This window comes from Streptomyces sp. NPDC037242, from assembly GCF_055604165.1.
Window position 1 is genome coordinate 46429 of the sequence record NZ_JBVJUY010000017.1, and the last position, 25191, is coordinate 71619.

General features: G+C 71.8%; 19 protein-coding genes. 4 read left to right on the plus strand and 15 right to left on the minus strand.

Translation table 11 applies throughout. The annotated features are described in order from the left end of the window. Nucleotides 1-116: 116 nt before the first annotated feature. The 7 genes from ACZ7GJ_RS21070 to ACZ7GJ_RS21100 all read right to left on the minus strand — a co-directional run bounded on the left by ACZ7GJ_RS21070 (nt 117) and on the right by ACZ7GJ_RS21100 (nt 11585). On the minus strand, nt 117-1418 hold the full coding sequence (locus ACZ7GJ_RS21070; RefSeq protein WP_470753688.1) for a M50 family metallopeptidase: 1302 nt from the start codon (nt 1416-1418) through the stop codon (nt 117-119). Next, nucleotides 1415-2668 (minus strand): 1-deoxy-D-xylulose-5-phosphate reductoisomerase, encoded by a 1254-nt coding sequence (gene dxr, locus ACZ7GJ_RS21075; protein WP_470753690.1) that lies wholly within the window; start codon nt 2666-2668, stop codon nt 1415-1417. The genes ACZ7GJ_RS21070 and dxr overlap by 4 nt, the downstream gene beginning before the upstream one ends. Before the next feature lie 20 nt (nt 2669-2688). After that, nucleotides 2689-4053: a serine/threonine-protein kinase gene (locus tag ACZ7GJ_RS21080; RefSeq protein WP_470753693.1), complete on the minus strand. Its 1365-nt coding sequence runs from the start codon at nt 4051-4053 to the stop codon at nt 2689-2691. Between the two features lie 28 nt (nt 4054-4081). Next, nucleotides 4082-6025, minus strand: coding sequence for an acyl-CoA dehydrogenase family protein (locus ACZ7GJ_RS21085; RefSeq protein WP_470753696.1), 1944 nt, complete (start codon nt 6023-6025; stop codon nt 4082-4084). Between the two features lie 154 nt (nt 6026-6179). After that, nucleotides 6180-7625, minus strand: a complete 1446-nt coding sequence (locus ACZ7GJ_RS21090; protein WP_470753699.1) for an aldehyde dehydrogenase family protein — start codon at nt 7623-7625, stop codon at nt 6180-6182. Nucleotides 7626-7792: 167 nt separating this feature from the next. After that, on the minus strand, nt 7793-9373 hold the full coding sequence (locus ACZ7GJ_RS21095; protein WP_470753701.1) for a PucR family transcriptional regulator: 1581 nt from the start codon (nt 9371-9373) through the stop codon (nt 7793-7795). A gap of 97 nt (nt 9374-9470) precedes the next feature. Continuing rightward, on the minus strand, nt 9471-11585 hold the full coding sequence (locus ACZ7GJ_RS21100) for an ATP-binding protein (protein ID WP_470753705.1): 2115 nt from the start codon (nt 11583-11585) through the stop codon (nt 9471-9473). Between the two features lie 241 nt (nt 11586-11826). On the opposite strand from ACZ7GJ_RS21100, the gene gabT reads away from it, so the two are divergent. Together gabT and ACZ7GJ_RS21110 are read left to right on the plus strand one after the other, a co-directional pair. Continuing rightward, entirely contained in the window at nt 11827-13173 is a 1347-nt protein-coding gene (gene gabT, locus ACZ7GJ_RS21105) for a 4-aminobutyrate--2-oxoglutarate transaminase (protein ID WP_470753708.1), read from the plus strand. 133 nt (nt 13174-13306) lie between these two features. Further along, on the plus strand, nt 13307-14122 hold the full coding sequence (locus ACZ7GJ_RS21110; RefSeq protein WP_470753709.1) for a phosphatase PAP2 family protein: 816 nt from the start codon (nt 13307-13309) through the stop codon (nt 14120-14122). On the opposite strand, the gene ACZ7GJ_RS21115 is transcribed toward ACZ7GJ_RS21110, so the two are convergent. The 8 genes from ACZ7GJ_RS21115 to ACZ7GJ_RS21150 form a co-directional block, all read right to left on the minus strand. After that, entirely contained in the window at nt 14052-15860 is a 1809-nt protein-coding gene (locus ACZ7GJ_RS21115; protein ID WP_470753710.1) for a chitinase, read from the minus strand. The genes ACZ7GJ_RS21110 and ACZ7GJ_RS21115 overlap by 71 nt on opposite strands. Before the next feature lie 85 nt (nt 15861-15945). After that, the gene (locus ACZ7GJ_RS21120; protein ID WP_470753849.1) at nt 15946-16428 is read right to left on the minus strand and encodes a hypothetical protein; all 483 of its coding nucleotides are present in this window, start codon (nt 16426-16428) and stop codon (nt 15946-15948) included. Between the two features lie 163 nt (nt 16429-16591). After that, entirely contained in the window at nt 16592-18010 is a 1419-nt protein-coding gene (locus tag ACZ7GJ_RS21125) for an NAD(P)/FAD-dependent oxidoreductase (protein ID WP_470753711.1), read from the minus strand. A 23-nt stretch (nt 18011-18033) separates the two neighbouring features. Continuing rightward, complete coding sequence (locus ACZ7GJ_RS21130; RefSeq protein WP_470753712.1) at nt 18034-18828, minus strand: ABC transporter permease; 795 nt, start codon at nt 18826-18828, stop codon at nt 18034-18036. After that, on the minus strand, nt 18828-19757 hold the full coding sequence (locus ACZ7GJ_RS21135; RefSeq protein WP_470753713.1) for an ABC transporter permease: 930 nt from the start codon (nt 19755-19757) through the stop codon (nt 18828-18830). Before ACZ7GJ_RS21135 ends, ACZ7GJ_RS21130 begins: the two co-directional genes overlap by 1 nt. Beyond that, entirely contained in the window at nt 19754-20905 is a 1152-nt protein-coding gene (locus ACZ7GJ_RS21140; RefSeq protein WP_470753715.1) for an ABC transporter ATP-binding protein, read from the minus strand. The genes ACZ7GJ_RS21135 and ACZ7GJ_RS21140 overlap by 4 nt, the downstream gene beginning before the upstream one ends. Nucleotides 20906-20975: 70 nt before the next feature. Further along, nucleotides 20976-22226 carry a polyamine ABC transporter substrate-binding protein gene (locus ACZ7GJ_RS21145; protein WP_470753716.1) on the minus strand — a complete coding sequence of 417 codons (1251 nt, stop codon included), beginning with the start codon at nt 22224-22226 and terminating at the stop codon, nt 20976-20978. Between the two features lie 46 nt (nt 22227-22272). After that, the gene (locus tag ACZ7GJ_RS21150) at nt 22273-23787 is read right to left on the minus strand and encodes a gamma-aminobutyraldehyde dehydrogenase (RefSeq protein WP_470753850.1); all 1515 of its coding nucleotides are present in this window, start codon (nt 23785-23787) and stop codon (nt 22273-22275) included. 194 nt (nt 23788-23981) lie between these two features. Between ACZ7GJ_RS21150 and ACZ7GJ_RS21155 the strand changes: the two genes are divergently transcribed. After that, nucleotides 23982-24536 (plus strand): NADAR family protein, encoded by a 555-nt coding sequence (locus tag ACZ7GJ_RS21155; RefSeq protein WP_470753718.1) that lies wholly within the window; start codon nt 23982-23984, stop codon nt 24534-24536. Beyond that, a complete protein-coding gene (locus ACZ7GJ_RS21160; protein WP_470753719.1) occupies nt 24533-24946 on the plus strand; it encodes an NUDIX hydrolase in 414 nt (137 codons plus the stop codon). Before ACZ7GJ_RS21155 ends, ACZ7GJ_RS21160 begins: the two co-directional genes overlap by 4 nt. Nucleotides 24947-25191 lie beyond the last annotated feature (245 nt).

Genomic DNA, 25191 nt, shown 5'->3' on the forward strand with positions numbered 1-25191 from the left:
AGATTACGCCAATCAACGAGCGCCCCGCGCATCCGAGGGGGTGCACCACCCGAACGTAGGGAGCCGGGCACGATGCGTGCCCGGCTCCGGTACCCGTGATGCAGCAACGGGACGTACTAGGTGATCTTGATCGGGTTCACCACGTCGGCGATGAGCACGAGCGTCGTGAAGCAGATGAAGACACCGGCCACCACATAGGCGGCGGGCATCAGCTTCGCCACGTCGAACGGACCCGGGTCGGGGCGCCGGAAGACCTTGGCCACCGCGCGCCGCAGCGACTCCCACAAGGCGCCCGCAATGTGCCCGCCGTCCAGAGGCAGGAGCGGGAGCATGTTGAAGAGGAACAGCGAGAGGTTGAAGAACCCGACGAGCTGGAGGAAGAACACCAGCCGCTGCTCGGCCGGGATGTCCAGGGTCGCGATCTCGCCGCTGATCCGGGCCGCTCCGACGATGCCCATCGGGGAGTCCTGCTCGCGCTCGGCGCCGCTGAAGGCCGCGTTCCACAGGGCCGGGACCTTGGCGGGGAGCTTGAGCAGCCCCTGCACGCTGTTGTCGACGACCTCGCCCAGGTGCTCCACGGACTGGCCGAAGCCGAGCGGGGCGATTTCACTCTTCGGGCTGAAGCCGAGCCAGCCGGCCGTCACGTACTCGCCCTTGAGGTACCCGCCGTGGCCGTCCGTCTTGGCGACCTTGTTCTCGATCAGGTTCACCGGGAGGGTGACCTGCTGCCCGTCGCGCTGGACGGTGACGGTGGCGGGGCCCACGGTGTCGCGGATCCGCTTCTGCAGGGTGGCCCAGTCGGCCACCTTGTGGCCGTTGAAGGCCACGATGCGGTCGTCCGCCCGCAGGCCGGCGGCCTTGGCCGGGGCCACCGGGTCGCCGTCCTTGCAGATCTCGCGCTTCTCGCTCTGCTGGATCACGCAGGGCGAGACGCTCGCGACCTGGGTGGTCGTCTGGCTCAGCCCGAAGGTCATCCAGACCCCGAAGAAGATCGCCAGCGCGAGCACCAGGTTCATGAACGGGCCGGCGAACATCACGATGACGCGCTTCCACGGCTTGCGCGTGTAGAAGAGCCGCGTCTCGTCCCCGGGCTGCAGCTCCTCGTACGCCGCCGAGCGCGCGTCCTCGATCATCGAGCGGAAGGGCGAGGTCGACCGGGCGGTGACCTTGCCGTCCTCGCCGGGCGGGAACATGCCGATCATCCGGATGTAGCCGCCCATGGGGATGGCCTTGATCCCGTACTCGGTCTCGCCCTTGTTGCGCGACCAGATGGTCGGGCCGAAGCCGACCATGTACTGGGGCACGCGGATGCCGAAGAGCTTGGCCGTGGAGAGGTGGCCGAGCTCGTGCCAGGCGATCGAGACGAGCAGGCCGAAGACGAAGATCAGTATCCCGATCACCGTCATGAGTGCCGTCATGCGCCCGCCTCCACTGCGGCCCGAGCCGCCATCTCCCGTGCCCGGGCCCTGGCCCAGGTCTCCGCTTCAAGGACGTCCGCGACGGTGAGGGAAGTTCCCGCGTCCGGCGTCCCGTGCTCATCGACCACGGCAGAGACCGTATCCATGATTGCTGTGAACGGCAGCCGACCGGCCAGGAACGCCTCTACGCACTCCTCGTTCGCCGCATTGAACACCGCGGGCGCCGTGCCGCCCAGGGTACCGACGTGCCGGGCCAGGCCCACCGAGGGGAAGGCCTCGGTGTCCAGCGGGAAGAACTCCCAGGTCGAGGCCTTGGTCCAGTCGAAGGCGGGGGCCGCGTCCGGGATCCGCTCGGGCCAGCCGAGGCCGATCGCGATCGGGCCGCGCATGTCCGGCGGGGTCGCCTGGGCCAGCGTGGAGCCGTCCGTGAACTCCACCATGGAGTGCACGTAGGACTGCGGGTGGACCACGACCTCGATGCGGTCGAAGGGGATGTCGTAGAGGAGGTGGGCCTCGATGACCTCCAGGCCCTTGTTGACCAGGGTCGCCGAGTTCACGGTGATCACCGGGCCCATCGCCCAGGTGGGGTGCGCGAGGGCGTCCTCGACGGTGACGTGGGCGAGCTCGGCGCGGGTGCGGCCGCGGAAGGGCCCGCCGGAGGCGGTGACCACGAGCTTGCGCACGTCGGCGCGCGTGCCGGCCGCGAGCGCCTGGAACAGCGCCGCGTGCTCGGAGTCCACCGGGATGATCTGGCCGGGCTTCGCGAGGGCCTTCACCAGCGGGCCGCCGACGATCAGCGACTCCTTGTTGGCGAGGGCCAGGGTCCGGCCCGCCCGCAGCGCGGCGAGCGTGGGCGCGAGGCCGATGGAACCGGTGATGCCGTTGAGGACGGTGTGGCACTCGGAGGCCGCGAGCTCGGCGGCCGCGTCGGGCCCGGCCAGGATCTCGGGCAGCGGCTCGGAGGCCGGGTACTGGGCGCTCAGCGCCTCTTTCAGGGCCGGTACGACGTCTTCGCGGGCGACGGCCACGGCGTTCACGCGCAGCTGCCGGGCCTGCTCGGCCAGCAGCCCGACGCGCCCGCCGGCGGCGGACAGCGCGGTCACCCGGAACCGGTCCGGGTTGCGCAGGGCGAGGTCGATGGCCTGGGTGCCGATGGATCCGGTGGACCCCAGGATGACGATGTCCCTGCGGCCGGCCGCAGGGTCGAAGAGGAGGTGCGGATCGGCGAGGGGGGCTGGACGGACGCTCATGCCCCCATTGTTGCCGCAACTCACGGGCGCTCGGACACGGAGCCCCCGTCCGTGACCCGCAGGAGCAGGTGCGGCAGCGTTCCGGCGAAGTCCGGGAGGGTCCGCGCGGCTCGCCACCAGGCGTCCGGGTCGTCGCCGAGGGCCACCGCGAACAGCCGGTCCGCCTCCGCGCGCGCGGCCAGCACGGCCTCGGGGCGGTCGTGCCGGTCGGGGTGGTCGATGTCGCCGAGCCAGTGGTCCTCGTCGAGGGCCCAGCAGGCGGGCAGCTTGTGCCGGACCACGTCGGCGCCGGTGAGCAGGCCGCGGTCCAGGCAGTCCCGTACCCAGCGGATGTCCTCCTGGACGGTCTCCATGGGGACGGCGAGGCTGGCCAGGGCGAGTTCGCGCTCCGCGTCCCCCGAGGGCTCCTCGGCGGAGGGGGCGAGGCGGGCCACGGCCTCGGCCAGCCCGGGCACCGGCGGCCCGTCCGGCGGCTCGGGCAGGGAGGCGTAGCGCACCCCGGCCACCAGCTCGGGCAGTCCACCGCGGAAGGTGTGGGCGTGCCGGAGCAGCTCGGCCCACAGGCGCGGGTCGTCCCCCAGCGGGGCCAGGGCGGCGCGCAGGGCCGTGAGCATCCCGGCCAGTTCGGGCAGGGTCCAGCGCAGGCCGCCGGCCGCGGGGAGGCGGGCGAGCAGCAGCGCGAGGCGGGCGGGGCGGACGTCGGTGACGAGCTCGCCCTGGGTGAGCAGGCCCATCCGTACGGCGCGGACGGCGGGCCGGTACCAGGAGGGCCCGTACGAGGCGGCCGTGCCCGGGAGGACGAGCAGGCCCCGGCAGATGTTCAGGGGCAGGCCGCCGCGCAGCAGCAGGGCCTCGACGGAGCCGGGCGGCAGCGGTTCCCGCGCGTGCTCGATCCACAGCAGCTCGGGGTCGGGTTCGTGCGGGAGGGCGAGGACGGCGAGCGGGACCCTCGGGCGGTGCGTGCCGTGGCGGCGCAGCAGCCGCAGCAGTTCCTCGGCGCTCAGGGGCCCGTCGGCGGGGTCGCGGCCCAGCTCGGCGGCGAGCACGGGCAGGAGTTCGGGCGGGGTCCGGCGCCGGGCGTAGCGGGCGGGCCCGGGCAGGCCGGGCAGCGGCCGGCCGACGACGCGGGGGTTGCGGGCGATGTAGCCGCGGTCCTCCGCGCTGCCGTGGCGCAGCAGGAGGGTGACGGCCGAGGCGGGCAGCCATTCGTCGCGGCACAGGTACTTGCGGGTCGGCCGGTCGAGCCGGTCGAGCAGGCCGGCGGCGATGTGGTCCGGTGCGTGGCGCAGCACGTGCGCCACGCACCAGGCCAGCCGTCGGCTGTTGCGGTCTTCCACGGCCGTCGACATCTCGGTCCGCCAGCTCTCGTACTCGTACTCGTACATCCGTCCTATGACTGCCGATGATCGCAGGTCAGCGGATGGGACGGTGCACGTTTTTCTGTGCGGAGGGGCCGGGGGCGGCGTCGGCGATCCACGGGCCGTCGCCCGAGGGGTCGAGGACGCCCTCCTCCAGCCAGGTGTAGGTGCCGGACAGGACGCCCGCGACGACCTTGCGGTCCAGGTCGTCGGTGTTGTCCCAGAGCCGGCCGAAGAGCTCCTCGACGCGGAGCCGGGACTGCCGGCAGAAGGCGTCGGCGAGCTGGTACGCCTCGCGGCCGTGGTCGTCGGTCGCGCGCAGGTGCTCGGCGCGGACGCAGGCCGCGCTCATGGCGAACAGTTCGGCGCCGATGTCGACGATGCGGCCGAGGAAGCCCTGTTTGGTCTCCATGCGGCCCTGCCAGCGCGACATGGCGTAGAAGGTCGAGCGGGCGAGTTTGCGGGCGCCGCGCTCGACGTAGCGCAGGTGGGTGGCGAGGTCGGGGTAGCCGCCGGGGTGGAAGGCGCGGTAGGTGCCGGGGACCTGGCCCGCGCCGGTGGCGAGCTTGGGCAGCCAGCGGGCGTAGAAACCGGCCGCCCTCGCACCCGCCCTGGCCTTGTCGCCGAGCGCCTTGTCGGGGTCGATGAGGTCGCCGGCGACCGACAGGTGGGCGTCGACGGCCTCGCGGGCGATCAGCAGGTGCATGATCTCCGTCGAGCCCTCGAAGATCCGGTTGATGCGCAGGTCGCGGAGCATCTGCTCGGCGGGGACGGCCCGTTCGCCGCGGGCGGCCAGGGACTCGGCGGTCTCGAACCCGCGCCCGCCGCGGATCTGGACCAGTTCGTCGGCCATCAGGCAGGCCATCTCGGAGCCGTACAGCTTGGCGAGGGCGGCCTCGATGCGGATGTCGTTGCGGTCCTCGTCGGCCATCTGGGAGGCGAGGTCCACGACCGCTTCGAGGGCGAAGGTGGTGGCCGCGATGAAGGAGATCTTCGCTCCGACGGCCTCGTGCCGGGCGACGGGGCGGCCCCACTGCTCCCGCACTCCGGACCATTCGCGGGCGATCTTCAGGCACCACTTCCCGGCGCCGACGCACATGGCGGGCAGCGACAGCCGGCCGGTGTTGAGCGTGGTCAGCGCGATCTTGAGCCCGGCGCCCTCGGCTCCGATGCGCTGGCCGGCGGGGACCCGCACCCCGTGGAATCGGGTGACGCCGTTCTCCAGGCCGCGCAGGCCCATGAAGGCGTTGCGGTGCTCGACGGTGATGCCGGGCGAGTCGGCCTCGACGACGAAGGCCGTGATGCCGCCCCGGTGGTTCTCGGCCTTCGGCACGCGGGCCATCACCACGAGGAGGTCCGCGACCACCCCGTTGGTGGTCCACAGCTTCACGCCGTCGAGGACGTACGCGTCCTCGCCGTCCGGGACCGCCGTGGTGGCCAGGCGCGCCGGGTCGGAGCCCACGTCCGGCTCGGTGAGCAGGAAGGCGCTGATGGCGGTGGTGGCGCAGCGCGGCAGGTAGGCGTCCTTCTGCTCCTTCGTGCCGAACATCTTCAGGGGCTGCGGTACGCCGATCGACTGGTGGGCGGAGAGCAGCGCCCCGATCGCCGGGCTGACCGAGCCGACCAGGGCGAGCGCCTTGTTGTAGTACACCTGGGTCAGGCCGAGGCCGCCGTACTCGGTACCGATCTTCATGCCGAGCGCGCCGAGCTCTTTCAGCCCGCGCACGGTCTCGTCGGGGATCTTGGCCTCGCGCTCGATGCGGGCCCCGTCGATCGAGGTCTCGCAGAATTCCCGCAGCCGGGCCAGGAAGGCCTCGCCGCGCCGGACGTCCTCGTCGGCGGGCAGCGGATGGGGGTGGATCAGGTCCAGGCGGAAGCGCCCGAGGAACAGTTCCTTGGCGAAGCTGGGCTTGCGCCAGTCCTGCTCCCGGGCCGCCTCCGCGACCTGCCGTGCCTCGCGCTCGGTCACCTTGGGCTGTACGGGCTGTGTTGCGGACATGCGGGGACTCACCTCGCCGCCGGAGTCGGTCGTACCGGCCTACTGGCCGGTGCTACCTGTGAGTCGTACCCGTTTCCGGCAGTCCGGAAAAGGGGGACGGCCGGAGCCCCCGCACAGTGGGCTCCGGCCGTCGGCTTCTGGCCGTCCGAGTCGGTCAGATGTCGAGGCCCGTGAGGACCAGGACCCGCTCGTACGTGTAGTCGTCCATCGCGTAGCGCACGCCCTCGCGGCCCACGCCGGACTGCTTGACGCCGCCGTACGGCATCTGGTCGGCGCGGTAGGACGGCGCGTCGCCGACGATCACACCGCCGACCTCGAGCTCGCGGTGGGCGCGGAACGCGGTCTGGATGTTCCGCGTGAAGACGCCGGTCTGCAGGCCGAACTTCGAGTCGTTGACGGCGGCGAAGGCCTCGTCGGTGTTCTCGACCCGCTTCAGCGTCAGGACCGGGCCGAAGACCTCTTCGGTCGCGAGCTTGACGCCGTCCGGGACCTCGGCGAGGACGGTGGGCTCGTACGAGGCACCCTCGCGCTTGCCGCCGCTGAGCAGCTTGGCTCCGGCGGAGACCGCCTCGTCCACCCAGGACTCGACGCGCTTGGCGGCGTCCTCGGAGACGAGGGGGCCGACGTCGGTGGCGGAGTCGGACGGGTCGCCCGTGACCTGGGCCTGGACCTTCGCGACGACCTTCTCGACGAGGCGGTCGTAGACGGTGGCGTCGGCGATCACGCGCTGCACGGAGATGCAGGACTGGCCGGCCTGGTAGTTCGAGAAGGTCGCGATGCGGGTCGCGGCCCAGTCGAGGTCGGCCTCGGAGGACCAGTCGTCCAGGACGACGGCCGCGGCGTTGCCGCCGAGCTCCAGGGTGCAGTGCTTGTGGGGCACCGACTGCTGGATGGCGTAGCCGACGGTGTCGGAGCCGGTGAAGGAGATGACGGGCAGGCGCTCGTCCTTCACCAGGGCCGGCATCTTGTCGTTGGCGACCGGCAGGACCGACCAGGAGCCCGCGGGCAGGTCGGTCTCGGCGAGCAGCTCACCGAGGATCAGGCCGGAGAGCGGGGTGGCCGGGGCCGGCTTCAGGATGATCGGCGCGCCGACGGCGATGGCCGGGGCCACCTTGTGGGCGCACAGGTTCAGCGGGAAGTTGAACGGCGCGATGCCGAGGACCGGGCCCTTGACGAAGCGGCGGGTCAGCGCGAGCCGGCCGACGCCGCCGGCGTCGGTGTCCAGGCGCTGGGCCTCTCCGCCGTTGAAGCGGCGGGCCTCTTCGGCGGCGAAGCGGAACACGGACACCGCACGGCCGACCTCACCGCGGGCCCACTTGATGGGCTTGCCGTTCTCCGCGGAGATCAGCAGGGCGATCTCCTCGGTGCGCTCGGCGAGGCGCCGGGAGACGTGGTCCAGGGCGGCGGCGCGTACGTGGGCCGGGGTCGCGGAGAACTCCGCCGTCGCGGCGTGCGCCGCGGCCACGGCCTCTTCGACCTGCGCGTCGGTGGGCACGCTGACGGTGCCGACCAGCCGGCCGTCCCACGGGGAGTGGACGTCGAAGCTGTCCTCGCCGGTGGCCTGGCGGCCGGCGAGCCAGAAGGCGTGGGTGGAAGTCATGCGAATCCCGGCCCTTCGGAGTTGTGCGGTGGGTCCTGTCCCCTCCACCGTAGGACTCCGGCGGCGTTTCGGCGTTTGTCCGGCATGGAGCGCCGGCGGCCGGTCGTTCGCCGCTTTGTCACTGTCGTCGCACGCCCCTCACGTGCGGTCCGCGGACCGCGACGGGGCTACGACGGGGCCGAGGTGGCCTTGAGGGCCAGCCAGAGCTCCATGCGGACGTCCGGGTCGTCCAGGGAGCGGCCCAGGATTTCCTCCACCCGGCGCATCCGGTAGCGCAGCGTGTGCCGGTGTACGCCCAGGTCGGCCGCGGCGGCGTCCCACTGGCCGTGGCGCGAGAGCCAGGCGTGCAGCGAGGCGACCAGGTCCCCGCGCCCCTTCTCGTCGTGCTCCCGAAGGGCCCGCAGGGTGCCGTCCGCGAAGGCCCGTACGGCGTCGTCCGCCAGCAGGGGGAGCACCGATCCCACGGCCAGGTCCTCGTGCTCCACCATGGGCCGCCCGCGCCGCCTGGCCACGGCGAGCGCCTGGTCGGCCTGTTTGAAGGCGGCCGCCACGTTCGACGGCCCCGCGGGCGCCGACAGCCCGATCACCAGTTCGTCCGGCTCGGGCCCGCCCGCGTCCAGTGCGCGCCGCGATTCCATCGCCTCCGCGTGGTCGGCGCACGCCTGCACCGCGGAGCTGCCGTCGGCCGCCAGGACCACCAGCCGGCCGGGCTCCGGCACGACCAGCAGCGCCTCGCCGGTACGGGCGGCCGCCGACTCCACCGCGTCGGCGAGCAGCGCCAGGCCCTGCGGCTGCGCGGTCCCCGCGAGCGCCGGCTCCGCCACGAGCAGCCGGAACGGGGCCTCCAGCAGGGCCCCGTACAGGTCCCCGGCCACGGCTCGCGCGTGGTCCGCCTCGCCGGCCAGCAGGAGCCGCAGCACGGCGGCGCCGAGCCGGGACTCCGCGTCGTGGAGCGAGCGGGAACGTTCCGTCGTGAGGGTGAGGAGGGCCACCGCGGAATGGACGGCGTACCGCTCGGCCGTGCCCAGCGGGGCCCCGGTGCCGACCGCGAGGGCGCCGCGCGCCCGCCGCCCCGTGCCCAGGGACTGGAGCTCGACCCGGTCCTCCGACCCGCCGACCACGGCGCTGGCCGGCGCTGGCCGCTCCCGCAGCCGCTCCACGTCGGGCGTGAGCCGGGCCGCGCGGCGGGCCGCCCAGTCCGGCGCGGCCGCGACGACGGCGCCCGAGGTGTCGTACAGCGCGGCCCAGCCGTGCACGTGCGCGGCGAGCCTGGTGAGCAGCTCGGCGGGGCCGTCGGCGGACAGCGCGGCCCGGGTCAGCTCCCGCTGCGCCTCGAAGCCGGCCGTGACGGCCCGGTACTGGTCGGCCGCGAGGGCTGCGGAGACGGCCTTGCTGATCGCCAGGAACGGGGTCCGGCGGGGCACCTCCAGCAGCGGCAGATCCTCCGCCCGCGCGGCCTCGACCAGCGCTTCCGGTACGGCTTCGTAGTTGACGCCGACGGCGAAGCCGATGCCGACGACCCCCGCCGCCGCGAGCCGGCGTACGTAGCGCCGCATCTCCTGCGGGTCCTCCGCGTCCAGCTTCATGGCGGTGATCAGGAGCAGTTCCCCGCCCTCCATGTAGGGGACGGGGTCGGCGAGCTCGCTGACGTGGGCCCAGCGCACGGGGGTGTCGAGTCGGCCCTCCCCCGCCCGGACGCTGAGTTTGAGCGCCGAGTGCTGGACGAGCGAGGCGAGGGTGAGCGGCATCGGTTACCAGGCGCCTTAGCAGGAGGGAGAGCGAGGGGGAATTTCGCCGTGCCGTACGAACGGCTCCCCTCGATTCTGCCACCTCGTACGGGTCCGCTCAGCTGGTTCCGGCGAGCCGGACCAGCAGCGGGGCCGCCCGTTCCCCGCGCACCGTGGTCAGCGACAGGACCGCGTGCCCCGGCGGCACCGCGTGCGCCAGGTCGGAGGGGGACCAGCGCTCGCGCTCCTCCTGCCGTACGGTCACCGCGTCCGTGGTGACGGCGCTGCCGGTGACGAGCTTGCGGAAGGCGTGGATGGCCCGGGTCAGCGGCTGGTCGGCGAAGACCGTCCGGTGCGTGACGGTACGGGTCTCCACCCACTCGGTGCCCCAGGCCTCGGCGAACCGCTTCCCGTCCCAGGTGGTGACCCCGGAGAAGGCCATCCGGCAGCCGACCGCGCCGAGCAGCGGCGTGCGCAGCGCCTCGGGTACGTCGTCCAGCGTGCGCAGCGTGAGCAGCACTCCGGCGTTCGCCGAGCGCAGCCGCTGTACGCCGCGGACGGTCCCGGGGGTGAGGGTGTACGAGGCGTCGTCGAAGGCGAGGAAGGCGAAGAGCGAGCGGTCGGCGCGGGCGGCGGCCGCGGCGTTGAACTGGGCGAGCAGCAGCCGGGCCAGCATCCGGGAGGCGTCGGCGTGCCCGCGCTCGGGCAGGTCGATGCGCACCCGCAGCGGGTGTTCGAGGGCCCGCAGCGAGAACGGCCTGCCCTGCCCGGTGGTGTCGAAGAAGCCCGCGAAGGCGGGCCGGTCCAGCAGGGCCACGCGCCCGGCGAGCGCCGGTCCGGGGTCGCCGTGGGCGCCGTGCTGGCGCTCCCGCGCGTCGAGCTCGCGGAGCATCGCGTGCGCTCCGGCGGCTTCGAGGCGCTCGCGCAGGGCGGCGAGGGGCCCGGGCACCTGGTCCAGCAGCTCGCGCAGCTCGGGCACCGGAGGGAAGCGGCCGTGGACCGTCCGGTACGGCCCGAGCAGCTGGGCGAGGGCCGTCGCGGCTCGGCGTACGTCGGTTCCGGGGACGTCGCCTACGAAGGCCTCGGCGAGCAGGGTGGCGGCCTCGTCCGGGTCGGTGGTGCCGCCGTAGAGGTCGAGGTCGTAGACGGAGTCGGGGTCCCCGACGCGGACGACGACGTCGAAGGCGGCGTCCGGTCCGAGCTGGGCTCCGGCAGAGGCGACGGCGACGACGGCGGCCTGGCCGGCCAGCGCCTGCAGGGCGAGGGACTCGACGACGGGCCGGACGAGGTGGCGGGTCTTGCCGGCGCCGGAGGGGCCCACCGCGAGCAGGGAGGTCCCGAGCACCGCGGGGTCGAGCGCGAGGCCGACGCCGCGCCGGGCGTAGGGGTTGCGCGCGCCGTCGTCGGCCGTGCCGAGCAGTACCTGGCGGGCGAGCAGGTCGTGCCGGGAGGTGCGCACGGGCAGGTCGCGGGCCCCGGAGGGGTGCACGCAGGCCCCGGCGCCCTTGGCGCGCACGGCTTCGGCGAAGGCCCGCGCGCGGGAGGGCTCGGCCCGTACGGTCTCCCAGGCCCGCCGGATCCGGGCGTAGTCGACGTCGTTCATCCGCCCGGCCGCGACCTCGGCCCCGAGCACCTCGGCCACCTCCGCCATCCCGGCCTCCCGCACCTCGGGCCATGCCGCCGGGTCCTCGGGGCCTCCCGCCTCGGGCGGGCGGGGGGCCGGGACGGCCGCCTTCGCGGCGCGCAGGGCGCGGCTGCCGAGCAGGCGGCCGCCCAGCTCGGGCCAGCGGCCCAGGCGCCCGAAGCCGATCAGGAGCGTGAGCGCGACGATGGCGTACCAGATGTACGCGGCCACGACGGACGGGAGCGTCCCGGCCCAGGAGTCGGGGGTGAACATGTACAGCGGCCAGAGCCAGAACCCGCCGAGGTAGCCGTTCCACAGCAGCGACCACAGCAGCAGCCCGGCCAGCAGCGCGATGAAGGCCCCGCTGACCAGCTGGCGGGTCGGGGTGCGCTCGGGCTCCTCGGCCGCGCGCGGCACGTGTCCGTACGACCACACGCCCGGCCCGTCGCCGGTGCGCGGGGTCCGCAGCCAGTCGGCGAGGGTCGGGCCGGCGTTCGGGGCGCGGGAGGGCTTCGGGGGGAGGCCGGGCGGCGGTCCGGCCGGCCGGGGGACGTGCCCGGCGCCCGGCGCCCGCCTCGCGTCGGTGCCGTGCGTGCCGTCGGTGTCCATGAAACCCCTGCCCCCTGCCCGTAACTGCACTGCGCTGCGGGCTCAATCTAGTGGCCGGGGGCGCCGGCGGCCCGTACCCCCGCATGATCCACGAAGGCACGTGCCGCGTCCTTCCTATGGCCGTCACGGACAAGGACACGCGGGCACCACTCCCGAACGGAGCATGCCTTCCCCCCTCCCCCGGGCCTAGCCTGCGGACAAAGACACAAGTGCGTCCGAAAACACCCCCCAGGAGCCCTCTATGACCGCTGTCCCGCAGGAGCGCCGTATCGTCACCGCGATCCCCGGCCCCAAGTCGCAGGAGCTGCAGGCCCGCCGCCTCGGCGTGGTGGCCGGCGGCGTGGGCTCCGTGCTCCCCGTCTTCACGGCCCGCGCGGGCGGCGGCATCATCGAGGACGTCGACGGCAACCGCCTGATCGACTTCGGCTCCGGCATCGCCGTGACCTCGGTCGGCGCCTCCGCCGAGGCCGTGGTGCGCCGTGCGTCCGCGCAGCTCGCCGACTTCACCCACACCTGTTTCATGGTCACGCCGTACGAGGGCTACGTCGAGGTGTGCGAGGCCCTCGCCGAGCTGACCCCGGGTGACCACGCGAAGAAGTCGGCGCTGTTCAACTCCGGCGCCGAGGCCGTCGAGAACGCCGTCAAGATCGCCCGTTCGTACACCAAGCGCCAGGCCGTCGTCGTCTTCGACCACGGCTACCACGGCCGTACGAACCTCACGATGGCGCTGACCTCGAAGAACATGCCGTACAAGCAGGGCTTCGGGCCGTTCGCCCCCGAGGTCTACCGCGTCCCGGTCGCCTACGGCTACCGCTGGCCCACCGGCGCCGAGAACTGCGGCCCCGAGGCCGCCGCCCAGGCGATCGACCAGATCACCAAGCAGATCGGCGCCGACAACGTCGCCGCGATCATCATCGAGCCGGTCCTCGGCGAGGGCGGCTTCATCGAGCCCGCCAAGGGCTTCCTGCCGGCGATCGTGAAGTTCGCCAACGAGAACGGCATCGTCTTCGTCGCCGACGAGATCCAGTCCGGCTTCTGCCGCACCGGCCAGTGGTTCGCGTGCGAGGACGAGGGCATCGTCCCGGACCTGATCACCACCGCCAAGGGCATCGCGGGCGGCCTGCCGCTCGCCGCCGTGACCGGCCGCGCCGAGATCATGGACTCCGCCCACGCGGGCGGCCTGGGCGGCACCTACGGCGGCAACCCGGTGGCGTGCGCCGGTGCGCTCGGCTCCATCGAGACCATGAAGGAGCTCGACCTCAACGCCAAGGCGAAGAAGATCGAGTCCCTGATGAAGGCCCGCCTGACGGCCATGCAGGAGAAGTACGAGATCATCGGCGACATCCGCGGCCGCGGCGCCATGATCGCGATCGAGCTCGTCAAGGACCCGGTGTCCAAGACCCCGTTCCCGGAGGCGGCCGGCGCGCTGGCCAAGGCCTGCCACGCCGAGGGCCTGCTCGTCCTCACCTGCGGCACCTACGGCAACGTGCTCCGCTTCCTCCCCCCGATCGTCATCGGCGAGGACCTGCTGAACGAGGGCCTGGACCTCATCGAGGCCGCGTTCGCGGCCATCGGCACGGACATCTGAGCGAGCGATTGAACACAGGACCCTATCGGTACCGCCGGTAACGGTCGGGCACTGTGAAGAAGATGTGGGGGGCCGATGGCAGGACCGCATTCCTGCTGTCGGTCCCCTTTTCGCTGCCGTACGGTTTCTGCAGATGAGTGAGACACCGCGCTCCCGGGAGACCGGGGGCGACACCAGTACCGGGCTTCCCCAGCGCCGCACTGGGCATGCGTTCGCGCACACTCCTCACCGATCGGACAGCCGTCCGCCCCAAACCCCCCGGGGCGCACGGCAACCCGATCCGGGCGGCCGTCCCGGAACCATCCCCCCTGTTCCGGGACGGCCGGCCACTCTCCTCCTTCTCGCCGCCCTGTGTGCGGCCCTCTTCGCCCTGATCACCTGGCAGGTCCTCGTGTCGGGGCCGCTGCTGACGCCGGACCACGAGCTGAGCCGCGCCCTCGTGCGCACCGTCCCCGACGCGGTCACCGAGCGCCTCGCGGACCTCGGCAACATCCCCGTCGCACTGCCCGTCCTGCTGCTGGCCATGGCCTACGCCGCGTGGCGCGGGGCCCGCCGGGGCGTGCTCGCGGCAGCCGTGGCCATGGCCCTGGTGCCCGCGCTGGTCGTCCCGTTCAAGGAGTGGACGGCCCGTCCGGGGCCCCTGGAGCCCTGGGCCGCCGGGTACTTCCCCTCGGGCCACACCGCGACCGCCTTCGTCGCGTACGGGTGCGCGGCCCTGCTCGTACGGCCGCACGCGCGCCGGAAGTGGCGCACGGCCGCGACGGCCGCCGCCCTCGTCCTCACGGGGGCCACGGCCGTCGGGCTGGTCCTGCGGGGCTTCCACTGGCCGCTGGACGTGGTGGCCAGCCTCCTGATGTGCACGCCCCTGCTGCTCGCGGTCAGGTCGTCCTGCCGTAGTAGCCGTCGAAGTTCTTCGAGAACTCCCAGGAGCCGAACCGGTCCCAGTTGATCGACCAGGTCATCAGGCCGCGCAGGGCGGGCCAGGTGCCGTGGGTCTGGTAGCTGCCGCAGTTCGCCTTCTTGGTCAGGCAGTCCAGCGCCTTGTTCACCTCGGCGGGCGTGGTGTGGCCGTTGCCCGCGTTGGTCGTCGCCGGCAGGCCGATGGCCACCTGGTCCGGGCGCAGCGGCGGGAAGACGCGGGAGGTGTTGCCCGCGACCGGGAAGCCGGTGAGCAGCATGTCGGTCATGGCGATGTGGAAGTCGGCGCCGCCCATGGAGTGGTACTGGTTGTCGAGGCCCATGATCGAGCCCGAGTTGTAGTCCTGGACGTGCAGCAGGGTGAGGTCGTCGCGCAGGGCGTGGATGACCGGGAGGTACGCTCCCGCGCGCGGGTCCTGGCCGCCCCAGGGGCCGGAGCCGTAGTACTGGTAGCCCAGTTGCACGAAGAAGGTCTCCGGGGCCATGGTCAGGACGAAGCCGGCGCCGTACTTGGCCTTGAGGGTCTTCACGGCCGAGATCAGATGGACGATTCCGGGCGTGGTGGGCGCCCGGAAGTCGGTGTCGCCGGTGGCCAGGGAGAGGGAGTGGCCCTCGAAGTCGATGTCGAGGCCGTCGAGACCGTACTCGTCGATGATCCTGCTGACGGAGGAGACGAAGGTGTCGCGGGCGGCCGTGGTCGCGAGCTGCACCTGGCCGTTCTGGCCGCCGATCGATATCAGGACCTTCTTGCCCGCCGCCTGCTTGGCCTTGATCGCCGCCTTGAACTCGGCGGCGCTCTCCACGTTCGGGCACTGCGCGACCGGGCAGAGCTGGAAGCGGATGTCGCCCGAGGTGACGGAGGTGGGCTCGCCGAAGGCGAGGTTGATGACGTCCCAGGAGGCGGGCACGTCAGCCATCCGGACGTAGCCCGAACCGTTGGCGAAGCTCGCGTGGAGGTATCCGACCAGGGCGTGGGCGGGCAGGCCGCCGCCGGTGCCTCCGCCGCTCGTGGTGGTCACGGTGACGGGCGCGCTCCTGGGCGATTGACCTGCCGCGTTCACGGCGCTGACCTGGAAGGCGTACGCGGTGGAGGCGGTCAGGCCGGAGACCGTCGCGGAGGTCGCGGTGACGGACAGGGGCGCGGCGCCGTCCCGGTGCACGGTGTAGGAGGTGGCCCCGGACACCGCCGACCAGGACAGGGACACCGAGGTCGATGAGGCGGCGTGGCCCGTCAGGCCGGTGGGGGCGGCCGGGGGTTGGGGCTGGCCGGGGCCGCCGGGGTCGGGGCCGACCAGGGTGAGGTCGTCGGTGAGGTGGGCCGGCTGGCCGTACCAGCCGTGCGTGTAGACCGAGACGGAGGTCGTGGAGGGGCCGGTGCGGAAGCTGGTGGTGAGCTGCTTCCAGGCCCCGGGGCTCTGGGTCCAGGCCGAGACGTCGGTGGTTCCGGTACCGGAGGCGCCGAGGTAGACGTACGCGCCCTGCACCCAGGCGGTGAGCGTGTAGGCGGAGTCGGGCTTGACGGTGACGCTCTGGGAGCAGCGGGCGTTGTCCTGGCCCGCCGGGGTGGCCCTGAGCGCGGAAGTCCCGCCGTGGACGGGTGCGGTGACGGGGGCTCCGCTGCCGGCGGAGCAGTTCCAGCCGTCGAGGCCGGACTCGAAGCCGCCGTTGCGGATCAGGTCGGCGTCCGCCGCCGCGGCGGGTGGTCCTGCGGCGAGGAAGCCGGCCACCGCGAGCGCGGCGGCCGTGAGGAGTGACGTGGCTCTGCGCACAACTGCCTCCGGTGCATGGGGGGATGGAGCCAGGCGGCTGGGGAAGGAGCAGCGGCGCCCAAGATGGTCCAGACCAATGCTCCTGTCAAGACCTGCGGTCCTCCCGTGCCACCACGCGCGCCGCGGCCTCGTGCATCGCGAGCTCCAGCACCACCGGGTCGGTCAGCGTGCCCTGCCCGTCCGGGAGCACCAGCCAGCGGACCCCGCCGGTCGCCCGGCCGGGGTACGGGACGACGATCCAGGTCCCGCGCCCGGCTCCCCGTACGCCCGTGCCGATCCAGCGCGAGGACGTGCCCGGGGGCACGAAGAAGCCCACCCGGCCGAACACCGTGCCGCTGTGCCGCGGGGCCCCGAAGTCGGCGAGCACCGGGCCGGGCCGGTCGAGGAGCAGGTTCAGTACGTCGAGGGTGGCCTGCCCCAACTCCCCCGGCAGGATCAGCACGTCCCATTGCCGGCCGGCGGGCAGGAGCACGACCCCCAGGGGGTTGCGCTCCCACTCCCACCGGCACGCATCGGGGTCCGGCGCCACCGATACCAGCCATTCCACCGCCGTTTTGGCCCCCGGGATCGCCATCGCCCGGCCTCCGTTCCCTGTCCGTAGGTGAGGGGTTCTCACCTGGAGAGAGCGGGGCCGGGCGCGGCTATGACGCGGGTTCCGTTACTCCATGGTAGTGAAGCGGGTCACACGGTGATCAAGGGTGTGCGCCGGGGGCGCGCACGCATCGGGCGGGTCAGCTGTCGAATCCGAGCCCGAAGCGGTCCAGCGTCTTGAGCCACAGGTTCCGGTGCCCGCCGCGCGCGTCCGCGCGGGCCAGCGACCACTTCGTCAGCGCGATCCCGGTCCAGGCGAAGGGCTCGGGCGGGAACGGCATCGGCTTGGACTTCACCATCTCCAGCCGGGTGCGCTCGGTGTCGAGGCCGTCCAGCAGGTCCAGCATCACGTCCGCACCGAAGCGGGTGGCGCCCACCCCGAGCCCGGTGTACCCGGCCGCGTAGGCGACCTTCCCGGAGTGCGCGGTGCCGAAGAAGGCGGAGAAGCGCGAGCACGTGTCGATCGCGCCGCCCCAGGCGTGGCTGAACTTCAGGCCCTCCAGCTGCGGGAAGGCGGTGAAGAAGTGCTCCGCGAGCTTGAGGTAGGTCTCGGGGCGGTGGTCGTACTCGGAGTCGAGCTTCCCGCGGTACGGGTAGATCGCGTCGTAGCCGCCCCACAGGATCCGGTTGTCCTGGGTGATCCGGAAGTAGTGGAACTGGTTGGCACTGTCGCCCAGCCCCTGCCGGTTCTTCCAGCCGATGGCGGCCAGCTGCGCCTCGTCCAGCGGCTCGCTCATCAGGGCGTAGTCGTAGACGGGGACGGTGAAGGGGCGGATCCGGCGGACCAGCGACGGGAAGATGTTGGTACCCAGGGCGACCCGGCGCGCGAGGATCGTGCCGTACGGGGTCTGCACGGTCATCCCGCGGCCGGCCGCGGCCAGCTTCAGGCCGCGCGTGTTCTCGTAGATCCGCACGCCCAGGTCCAGGCAGGCCCGCTTGAGGCCCCAGGCCAGCTTCGCCGGGTTGAGCATGGCGACGCCGTCGCGGTCCCACAGGCCGGCGAGGAAGGTCGGGGAGTCCACCTCGGCGCGCAGCGCCTCGCCCTCCAGCCACTCGGATCCGCCCGCGAGGCCGAGGCGCTGCGCCTCCTCGTGGAGTTCGCGCAGCTCCTCGACCTGGTGCGGTTCGGTGGCCACGTCGATCTCGCCGGTGCGCTCGAACTCGCAGTCGATGCCGTAGCGGGCGACCACCTCCTCGATGGCGTCGAGGTTGCGGGCGCCCAGCTCCTCCAGCCTGGCGAGCTCGTCGGGCCAGCGGGCCAGACCGTTGGACAGGCCATGGGTGAGGGAGGCGGCGCAGAAGCCGCCGTTGCGGCCGGAGGCGGCCCAGCCCGCCTCCTTGCTCTCGATCAGCACGACGTCCCGGTCCGGGTCGCGCTCCTTGGCCAGCAGCGCGGTCCACAGCCCGCTGTAGCCGCCGCCGATGACCAGCAGGTCGCACCGCTCGTCGGTGGTGAGCGCCGGCTGCGCGGCGGGCTTGCCGGGGTCGTCCAGCCAGTACGAGACCGGCTTCGCATCGGAAAGGGATTTCGCAACACTACGCATGGCGACTGGGGCCATGGCTTCCAACTCCCTACAGGGGTCTACTTCGGTTGTGCCTTCTTGCGGCGGTTGCCGACCATCTGGCCGGCCAGGACCACCAGCACCGCGATGACGAACATCGCCGTGCCGATGACGTTGATCTGCACGGGCGTACCGCGCTGGGCCGATCCCCACACGAACATGGGGAAGGTGACGGTGTTGCCCGAGTTGAAGTTGGTGATGATGAAGTCGTCGAACGAGAGCGCGAAGGAGAGCAGCGCGCCCGCCGCGATTCCGGGGGCCGCGATCGGCAGGGTGACCCGTACGAAAGTCTGCACCGGTCCGGCGTAGAGGTCGCGCGCGGCCTCCTCCAGCCGGGGGTCCATGGACAGCACACGGGCCTTGACGGCGGCGACGACGAAGCTGAGGCAGAACATGATGTGGGCGATCAGGATCGTCCAGAAGCCCAGCTGGATGCCCATGTTGAGGAAGAGCGCGAGCAGCGAGGCCGCCATCACGATCTCGGGCATGGCCATCGGCAGGAAGATCAGCGAGTTGACCGCGCCGCGCCCCCGGAACCGGTAGCGCACCATCGCGAACGCTATGGCGGTGCCGAGCACGGTCGCGCCGAGGGTGGCCCAGAGCGCGATCTGGAGGGAGAGCGAGAGGGAGCCGCACATGTCGGCGACCCCGCACGGGTCCTTCCAGGCGTCGAGCGAGAACTCCTGCCAGGCGTAGTTGAACCGCCCGGTGGGGTTGTTGAAGGAGAAGACGGTGACGACGACGTTCGGCAGGATCATGTAGGCGAGCGTGCCGAGACCGGCGATCACCACGAGGTTGCGGCGGAGCCAACGCATCAGACCAGGTCCTCCGTCCCCGCTCGGCGGATGTAGATGGTGACCATGATCAGCACGATGGCCATGAGGATGAACGACAGCGCGGCCGCCGTCGGGTAATCGAGGATCCGCAGGTACTGCGACTGGATGACGTTGCCGATCATCCTGGTGTCCGTGGAGCCGAGCAGCTCGGCGTTGACGTAGTCGCCGCTCGCCGGGATGAAGGTGAGCAGGGTCCCGGAGACCACGCCCGGCATGGACAGCGGGAAGGTCACCTTGCGGAAGACCGTGGCGGGGTGGGCGTACAGGTCCCCGGCCGCCTCGTGGAGACGGGTGTCGATGCGCTCCAGCGAGGTGTAGAGCGGAAGGATCATGAAGGGGAGGAAGTTGTACGTCAGACCGCAGACGACCGCGAGCGGCGTGGCGAGCACGCGGTCCCCCTCGGTCATGCCGAGCCAGCTGGTGACGTCCAGGAAGCCGATGTTGTTGAGGACGCCGACCACCGGGCCGCCGTCGGCGAGGATCGTCTTCCAGGCCAGGGTGCGGATCAGGAAGCTGGTGAAGAACGGTGCGATGACCAGCACCAGCAGCAGGTTGCGCCAGCGGCCCGCCTTGAAGGCGATCAGGTAGGCCAGCGGGTAGCCCAGCAGCAGGCACAGCGCGGTCGCGGTGCCCGCGTAGAGCAGGGAGCGCAGGAACTGCGGGAGGTAGTCGGTGAGGGCGTCCCAGTAGGTCTGGAAGTGCCAGGTGACCTTGAAGCCCTCTTCGAGGGAGCCGGTCTGCACCGAGGTGGAGGCTTGGTAGACCATCGGCAGCACGAAGAAGACCAGCAGCCACAGGATGCCCGGGAGCAGCAGCCAGTACGGGATCAGGCGCTTCTTCAGGGACGGCTTGTGGACCGGGGGTTCGGCCGCCACGGCGACCTCGGGCAGTGCGGCGGGGGCGGTCATGCGCCCTCCTCGACCGTCTCGATCCCCGCGTCGATGTCCTGGGCCGCGTCCAGTCCGAAACTGTGCTCCGGGTTCCAGTGCAGGATCACCTCGGCGCCGGGCACCAGGCGGGAGTCCCGCTCGATGTTCTGGACGTACACCTCCAGCTCGGGGCACACCTGGCTGTCGATGACGAACTGAGTGGAGACGCCGATGAAGGAGGAGTCCGCGATGCGGCCGGCCACCTTGTTGCGGCCCGCCGCGATGGAGTCCTCCTCGTCCGCGTGGACCAGGGAGATCTTCTCGGGACGCACCCCGACCAGCAGCTTTCCGCCGGTGCGGGGTGTCGTCGCACAGCGCGCGGCGGGCAGCCGGAGCTTGGTGCCGGCCGAGCTGACGATGACGTCCGCGGAGCCGGCCTCCAGGACCTCCGCCTCGATGAGGTTGGAGGTCCCGAGGAAGTTCGCGACGAAGGTGGTGCCCGGGTTCTCGTACAGCTCCGCGGGGGCGCCCAGCTGCTCGACGCGGCCGCCGTTCATCACGGCGACCGTGTCGGCCATGGTCATGGCCTCCTCCTGATCGTGCGTGACGTGCACGAAGGTGATGCCGACCTCGGTCTGGATCCGCTTGAGCTCCAGCTGCATCTGGCGGCGCAGCTTGAGGTCGAGGGCGCCGAGCGGCTCGTCGAGGAGCAGTACCTGCGGGTGGTTGATGAGCGCGCGGGCGACGGCGACGCGCTGCTGCTGGCCGCCCGAGAGCTGGTGCGGCTTGCGCTGGGCGAACTGGCCGAGCTGGACCAGGTCCAGCATCTCGTCCACCTGCTTCTTGACGGACTTGATCCCGCGGCGGCGCAGCCCGAAGGCGACGTTCTCGTAGATGTTCAGGTGCGGGAACAGCGCGTAGCTCTGGAAGACCGTGTTGACCGGGCGCTTGTACGGAGGCAGGTGGGTGACGGCCCGGTCGCCGAGGTGCACCGTACCGGTGGACGGCTCCTCAAGACCGGCGATCATGCGCAGGGTGGTGGTCTTCCCACAGCCCGAGGCGCCGAGCAGGGCGAAGAAGGAGCCCTGGGGGATGGTGAGATCGAGCGGGTGCACTGCGGTGAAGGAGCCGTAGTGCTTGCTGATCCCGGCGAGGCGGACGTCGCCGCCCGCGGTCTTGTCAGTCATGGGCCTGGGCCTTCGGTGGTGGTGTCGTCGGAAGGGGGCGGGTGCGGGTGCGGGCCCGGTACGGGGTCCGTCAGGCTCCGATGAGCTTGGCGAACTTCTCTTCGTACGCGGTCTCTTCCTCGCTGGTGAGGGAGCGGAAGGAGTGGGCCTTGGCGGCCATCGCCTTGTCCGGGACGATCAGGGGGTTCTCCGCGAGGGCGGGGTCGATCTTGGCCAGCTCTTCCTGGACGCCCTCGACCGGGCAGACGTAACTGATGAAGGCGGCCAGCTGGGCGGCGATCGGCGGCTCGTAGTAGAAGTCGATGAGCTTCTCGGCGTTGGCCTTGTGCCGGGCGTGGACGGGGACCAGCAGGTTGTCGCTGGAGGTGATGTAACCGGGGGCGGGGATCGCGTACTTGATGTCCGGGTTGCCGGCCTGAAGCTGGATGACGTCGCCCGCCCAGGCGAGACAGGCCGCGAGGTCGCCCTTGTCCAGGTCCGCCGTGTAGTCGTTGCCGGTGAAGCGGCGGATCTGCTTGGTGTCCACGCCCTTCTGGAGCCGGCCGATCGCCCCGTCGAAGTCCGCGGTGGTGAAGTTGGCCGGGTCCTTGCCCTGGTCGAGCAGGGTCATGCCGACGCTGTCGCGCATCTCCGTGAGGAAGCCGACCCGGCCCTTGAGGGAGGGGTCGTCGAGCAGCTGGGTGACGGAGTCGACCTTCTTGCCGTCGGTGGCCTTGGAGTTGTAGGCGATGACGGTGTCGATGCCGGTCCACGGGTAGCTGTGGGCGCGGCCCGGGTCCCAGTCGGGGTTGCGGAACTGCGGGATCAGGTTGGTGTAGGCGTGCGGCAGGTTCGAGGGGTCCAGCTTCTGCGCCCAGCCGAGGCGGATGATGCGGGCCGCGAGCCAGTCGGTGACGACGATCAGGTCGCGGCCGGTGTCCTGGCCAGCCGCGAGCTGCGGGCGGATCTTGCCGAAGAACTCGACGTTGTCGTTGATGTCCTCGGTGTACTTGACCTTGATCCCGGTCCGCTTGGCGAACTCCTCCAGCGTCGGACGGGTCTTCTCGTCGTCGCTGGTGTCCATGTACTCGGTCCAGTTGGAGAAGTTGATCTCCTTCTCCTGGGCCGAGTGGTCGTCGGAGGCCACCGCCGTGTCACCCGGCCGCTTGGCCGCCGGGATGCCACAGGCGCTGAGGGTGGAAAGGCCGCCGAGGGTGAGCGCTCCGACTCCGGAGGCGCGCAGCAGCGAGCGGCGCGTGAGGGCGCCGCGCCCGCTGGTGAGGCTGCGCCGCATCGCGGCGTACTGCGCCGCCGAGAGGCGGTCGGGCTCGAACTGCTCCATGCGCTGTGCCCTTTCGGGAGGTGTACCGCTGGTCGGGCGGTGGTCTCTATCGGTCCCCGAAGATCGTGCGGTGCCAGTCCTTCGCGGCGACCGCGGTGTTGTCGTACATCACGTGCTTGACCTGCGTGTACTCCTCGAAGGAGTACGAGCTCATGTCCTTTCCGAAGCCACTGGCCTTGTAGCCCCCGTGCGGCATCTCGCTGATGATCGGGATGTGGTCGTTGACCCAGACGCAGCCCGCCTTGAGCTCGCGGGTGGCGCGGTTCGCCCGGTACAGGTCGCGGCTCCAGGCGGAGGCGGCCAGTCCGTACGGGGTGTCATTGGCCAGCTCGATGCCCTCGTCGTCGGTGTCGAAGGGCAGGACGACGAGGACCGGGCCGAAGATCTCGGACTGGACCACCTCGCTGTCCTGGGCGGCGCCGGCGATGAGGGTGGGCCGGTAGTACGCGCCTTCGGCCAGGTCCCCGCCGGGAACCTCGCCGCCGGTGACCACCGTGGCGTACGCGCGGGCGCGCTCGACGAAACCGGCGACGCGGTCGCGGTGGGCGTGCGACACCAGCGGGCCGAGGTCGGTGGTGGGCGCGAAGGGGTCGCCGACCCGGACGCCGTCCATCAGTTCGGCCACGCGGGTGACGAAGGCGTCGTGCAGGGGGCGCTGGACGTAGGCGCGGGTGGCCGCGGTGCAGTCCTGGCCGGTGTTGATCAGGGAGGCGGCGACGGCGCCGTGCGCGGCGGCCTCCAGGTCGGCGTCGTCGAAGACGAGGAAGGGCGCCTTGCCGCCGAGTTCCAGGTGGAGGCGCTTGACGGTGGCGGTCGCGATCTCGGCGACGCGCTTGCCGACGGCCGTGGAGCCGGTGAAGGAGGTCATGACCACGTCGGGGTGGCCGACCAGGTGTTCGCCCGCGTCCCGGCCGGCGCCGGTGACGATGTTGACCACGCCGTCGGGCAGGCCCGCGTCCTTGGCCGCCTGGGCGAACATCAGGGAGGTCAGCGGAGTGAGCTCGGCGGGCTTGAGGACGATGGTGTTGCCCGCCGCGATGGCCGGGAGGATCTTCCAGGCAGCCATCTGGAGCGGGTAGTTCCAGGGTGCGATGGAGCCGACGACGCCGATGGCCTCGCGGCGCACGTAGGAGGTGTGGTCGCCGGAGTACTCGGCGGCCGCCTGCCCCTGGAGGTGGCGCGCGGCGCCCGCGAAGAAGGCGGTGTTGTCGATGGTCCCCGGTACGTCGAACTCCGTCGACAGCTTGATCGGCTTGCCGCACTGGAGTGACTCGGCGTAGGCGAAGTCCTCCGCCTGCTCCGCCAGTACGGCCGCCAGCCGGTGCAGCGCGTCGGAGCGCTCGCCGGGGGTGGCCCCGGACCAGGCGGGGAAGGCCCGCTTGGCGGCGGCGACGGCCGCGTCGACGTCCGCCGTGCTCGCGAGTTCGTAGGTGAGGACCTCGTCCCCGGTGGCGGGATCGATCACGGTGTGTGACTGCCCAGAGGTCCCGGCCCTGAGCTGCCCGTCGATGTACTGCGCGCCGTCCGCGAAGCGGTCTTTGACCTGGAAGCGGTTGCCCATCACGCTCTCACGCTCTCCGTAGCTACAGTTCGAGCTACAGCTCGAATTGAGTGCCGATCCTGACAGAGGTGGTGCCCTCGGCCAAGTGATTCCGTTGTTGCCTTTTGATTACGCGACGGAATCGGTCGACCATGTGTCGAGGCACACCGAAAATCCCGTACGAAGTGTCAGTGGCGACTGCCAGACTCGCGTGCATGGAGATGATCGACAAGCTGATCAAGCAGGTCAACCGTGGTGAGCGGGTGAAGTTCCTGCCCTTCTGGGGACACCGGCCGAGGCCCGACGGGACACTCGGACCGAGCTGCCTCAGCCAGTGGTGGCCGTCCGCTTTCACTGTGGGTGATGTCCGATACGCCACCGCCGAGCACTGGATGATGGCCGGTAAGGCTCGGCTGTTCGAAGACGCCGAGGCGGAGCGGGCCGCGCTGGAGGCCGAGAGTCCGGCGGCCGCGAAGAAGGCCGGGCGGCTGGTGCGCGGCTTCGACGACGCGATATGGGAGCGGGAGCGGTTCGCCCTGGTGGTGGAGGGCAGCGTGCACAAGTTCGCGTCCGACCCGGCGCTGCGCTCGTACCTGCTGTCCACGGGGAGCCGGGTACTGGTGGAGGCCAGCCCGATGGACCGGATCTGGGGCATCGGCCTGGCCGCCGACGACGAGCGGGCCCTGGACCCGGCACGCTGGCGCGGGCTGAACCTGCTGGGCTTCGCACTGATGGAGGCCCGGGAGCAGCTGCGCGAGGGCGCCGCATGACGGAGCGGCGCCGGGTGGCGGCCGTGATCCTCCGGGACGGCTGTGTGCTCATGGTCCGCGAGCGCGGCCAGGGGCCCACCGGCCGGCACGACGGTCCGGAGTACTGGACCCTGCCCGGCGGCGGGCTGGAGGAGGGCGAGCTGCCCGAGGACGGGGTCCGGCGCGAGGTGGCGGAGGAGACCGGCCTGCGGGCCCTGGGGGTGCGGTATGCGTACGAGGCGCCGTACCCCTCGGGCTGGACCTCCTGCTACCGCGTGGAGGTGGAGGAGGGCGAGCCGCGGCTGGGAGTCGATCCCGACCTGGAGTGCGACTGCCCGCGCATGGTGGGGCTGATCTGGGTCCCGCTGTCGCGCGGCACCGACGGCGAATCGGTGATGGTGCCCACGCTGCTGTCGGCGGCCTCCGTTTAATTGCTTGGCGGTTGCCGAAAGCGGCCGCCTAAGGTGGGACTTGTCCAGGTGCGAAGGCGAGACCTACTTCCACTGTCAATGGGGCGGCCGCGGGTTCGAGTCCCGTCATCGGCTTCGGGCCGATGTAGCTCAGTTGGTAGAGCACCTGGTCGGTTTCGCCGGCTTCGACCTCTGGACACCTGTTTCACGCACCTCCCGGTGCGCAGGCTGCGGCTCCTTCTCCCAAAAAGAAACCCAGGCCGCCG